General features: G+C 69.9%; 4 protein-coding genes. All 4 read left to right on the top strand.

Annotated features, from left to right (window positions below; genetic code table 11):
• Positions 1-740: alanine racemase (gene alr / locus DD1DGNOD_RS22815; RefSeq protein WP_131771010.1), on the top strand; the 740-nt coding region annotated here is incomplete at its 5' end.
• A complete protein-coding gene (locus tag DD1DGNOD_RS22810) occupies positions 737-1,948 on the top strand; it encodes an alpha/beta fold hydrolase (RefSeq protein WP_131771007.1) in 1,212 nt (403 codons plus the stop codon). The genes alr and DD1DGNOD_RS22810, both read left to right, overlap by 4 nt.
• A gap of 110 nt (positions 1,949-2,058) precedes the next feature.
• The gene (gene tsaE, locus DD1DGNOD_RS22805; RefSeq protein WP_346434367.1) at positions 2,059-2,682 is read left to right on the top strand and encodes a tRNA (adenosine(37)-N6)-threonylcarbamoyltransferase complex ATPase subunit type 1 TsaE; all 624 of its coding nucleotides are present in this window, start codon (positions 2,059-2,061) and stop codon (positions 2,680-2,682) included.
• Positions 2,683-2,729: 47 nt separating this feature from the next.
• A partial coding sequence (tsaB, locus tag DD1DGNOD_RS22800; RefSeq protein WP_131771009.1) for a tRNA (adenosine(37)-N6)-threonylcarbamoyltransferase complex dimerization subunit type 1 TsaB occupies positions 2,730-3,374 on the top strand: 645 nt, incomplete at its 3' end.

Here is a 3,374-nt window from a genome sequence, read left to right as displayed (position 1 = left end):
TCCATGGCCAGATCGGGCGTTTCGCCGACGCGGTCACCGTTGCCGAGAAGATCGGCCTGCGTCCGCAGGTGCGCCATCTGGCCAACTCGGCGGCGACGCTGGTCAGCCCGGACGCCCATTTCGATCTGGTTCGCCCTGGAATCGCCGTCTACGGACTGTCACCCGGACCGCAGGTCGGTTCGCCCACGGCCCTGGGTCTGCGCCCGGCCATGACGCTGACCGCCCGGCTGGCGCTGGCTAAACGGGTACCGGCGGGCAGTGGTGTGTCCTACGCCCACCGGTACACCAGCACGACGGAGTCAACCCTTGGACTGATACCGCTCGGGTACGCCGACGGCATCCCGCGGGCGGCCGGCAACACCGCCGAGGTGCTGCTCGCGGGCCGGCGTCGGCGTATCGCCGGAACCGTCTGCATGGACCAGTTCGTGGTGGACGTCGGCGACGATCCGATCCAGGCAGGCGACCAGGTGGTCCTGTTCGGGCCGGGGGATCACGGCGAACCCACCGCACAGGACTGGGCGGACGCCCTCGGCACGATCAACTACGAGATCGTCACCAGGGTCGGCGTCCGGGTGCCCCGCGTCCATCTGAATGTCTCCGTCGAGCCTGGTGGCACCGGGCGGCGGTCGTCCGCTTCGCTGGGCGCCGGCCCGTCCACTCCCGGCCAGTCCGGCATCGCTTCCTCCAGCGTCGGCCCGTCCGACGCTGGTTCGTCGGCGCTGGAGCAGCTTCCGTCATGAGCGCGTCCCTGGAGCCGGATGGCGCCTTACGGACCGCGGCGGCCAGCCGGCTCCCCGGTATCGGGCGCACCCTTGGCCGGGCGGGCCGCGCTGTTGCCCGGACGCGGGCGGTGCGAACAGCGGGAATTGCGGGCCTCGTCACAGCGGTCGTCATAGGAACGGCGGCGGAACGGCGGTTGGCGCGTATCCGTTCCGAGCGGGTCGGCGCGAGTAACGAGGAGCCGGTCGCCCCGGTCGGCGGGCGTCCGATCACGGTGATCGCCTCTGACGGGGTGCCGTTACACGTCGAGATCGTCGGCGATTCCAGCGTGCCGCTCACCCTCGTGTTCGTTCACGGCTTCTGTGTCAGCCTCGACTGCTGGACGTTCCAGCGCCGGGACCTGGCCGACTGCGGCCGGTTGGTGTTCTACGACCAGCGAACACACGGTGCCTCGGGCCCCTCGGAGCTTGAGGGGTGCACGATCGAGCAGCTTGGTGACGATCTGTATCGGGTGCTGACCGAGGTGGTACCGACCGGACCGGTGGTTCTCATCGGGCACTCGATGGGCGGGATGACGATCCTCGCGCTGGCCGACGCCCATCCGGGGCTCTTCGGTGACCGGCTCGCCGGGGTCGCGCTCCTGTCGACCAGCGCCGGCAGCCTGGCAACGGTCACCTTCGGCCTGCCCGCGACGGCTACGGTGGCGCTGCGGGCCTGTCTGCCCGGTCTCGCGATCGGTATGCGCTACGCTCCGTCGCTGTTGGAACGGGGGCGCAGCCACGGCAGCGGCATCGCCTGGGTCCTCACCCGCCGGATCGGCTTCGGCTCGACCAGCGTCGGGCCGCCTGTGGTGGCATTCCTGGAAAAGATGGTGGCTGCCACACCGCTGCGCGTGATTGCGGCCTTCCTGCCCGCTCTGATCGCTCATGACAAGCTGGTTGCCGCGGCGGTGCTGGTGGCGACCCCGACGCTGATCCTTGTCGGTGATGCCGACGTGATGACTCCGGTGGAGCACAGCCGCACACTTGCCGACGCGCTCCCCGAAGCGGACCTTGTGGTCATACCCGGAGCCGGGCACGCCGTCGTCATGGAGCGTCCGGACGAGGTCAACGCGGCACTGCGTACCCTCGTCCAGCGAGCAACCACCCATCAGCCGCAATCGCGCAACCCGGTCGTCCCCGCCCGTCGGGACCACGGCCCGGACGACATCTCCGTATGGAAACCCTGAGATGGACGCCGTGAGTATGGAGGTTGCGAACCTGATGTTGCGAACCTGATGTTGCGAACCTGACGTTGTGAGCATGATGTCGTGAGGTGGACGTTGTGAGTGGCCCGGACATGTCGCTGCCTTCCCCCGCCGGCGGTCCGGTCGGGGTCGATGGTGCCGGGTTGGTGGTCGAGGCCCCGGATGCCGACACCATGCGCGAGGTCGGCAGGTGGCTGGCCGGTGTGCTGCGCGCAGGCGACCTCGTGGTCCTGGTCGGGCCGCTCGGCGCCGGTAAAACCGTGCTCGTCCAGGGAATTGCCGCGGGCCTGGGCGTCGCCGGGGCAGTCACCTCGCCGACCTTCGTGATCGCCCGGGTACACGCGGACGGTCGCGTGCCCCTGGTGCATGTGGATGCCTACCGCCTGGGCGGGTTCGTCGAGGTCGAGGACATCGACCTCGATGCCGACATCGAGGAATCCGTGACCGTGGTCGAATGGGGTTCGGGCCTGGTGGAGGGGCTGGCCAGCACGCATCTACGCGTGGAGATCGAGCGTCCCGAGGACGCGATGCCGCTACCCCTTGCGGGTACCGCCGACGCCCGCGAGGTCCCCGACGCCGGGGGGAGACGCGTGATCCGCATGGTTGGCAGCGGCGGGGACTGGCCGCAGCGCATGCTGTCGTTGCTGCCCTCGTTGCCGGACGCGGTGACCTCGCCGACCTCGCCACGCCGGTGGCGAGGTCGAGCTGTCCCGTAAGGATCAAGGAATGATCTTATGGTTGGCAGCGGGCTAGGCTGTCGAACGTGCTGCTCATCGCTCTTGACACGGCGACACCCGCCTGCTCGGTTGCGCTCGTCGACGTGGACCGTGTGCGCACGGCCGGCGCGGCGGATGCGGGCAGGGAGTCCGGGGCGGATGCGGGCAGGCGGGCCGTCAGGGTGACGGGCCGAGCGTTGCGCCAGGTTGTCGATCCGCGACGGCACGCCGAGCTGCTTGTACCGCTGGTACGGGAGGTTCTCGACGAAGCGGCCGTACGTCCTGCCGATCTCGACGCCGTGGTGGTGGGTCTCGGGCCCGGTCCTTTCACGAGCCTGCGGGTGGGAGTGGTGACCGCTGGAGTATTCGCGGACGCTCTTGGTAAGCCTGCCTACGGCATCTGCTCGCTGGACGGTGTCGGTGCCGACATCCCGGGCCGGGTGGCCGTGGCAACCGACGCGCGACGCCGTGAGGTCTACTGGGCGGTCTACGCCGACGGCGCACGCATCGCCGGACCCTCCGTGGGTCGACCACAGAGCGTCGTCGACGCACTGCGTGAGATGTCCGTTGACCGGGTGGTCGGCTCGGGGGTCGCTCTGTACCCGGACGCGTTCGCCGACCTCACCGGCACCGACCCGGATTCCGGTCCGGGTGGCGGTCCGGGTGGCGGTCCGGGGCCTGGCGCAGGCGTG

It is taken from the genome of Candidatus Protofrankia californiensis (assembly GCF_900634765.1).
Classification (GTDB): Bacteria; Actinomycetota; Actinomycetes; order Frankiales; family Frankiaceae; genus Protofrankia; species Protofrankia californiensis.
Note: the sequence above shows the minus strand (reverse complement) of the source record. Positions and strands in the feature narration are given on the sequence as shown.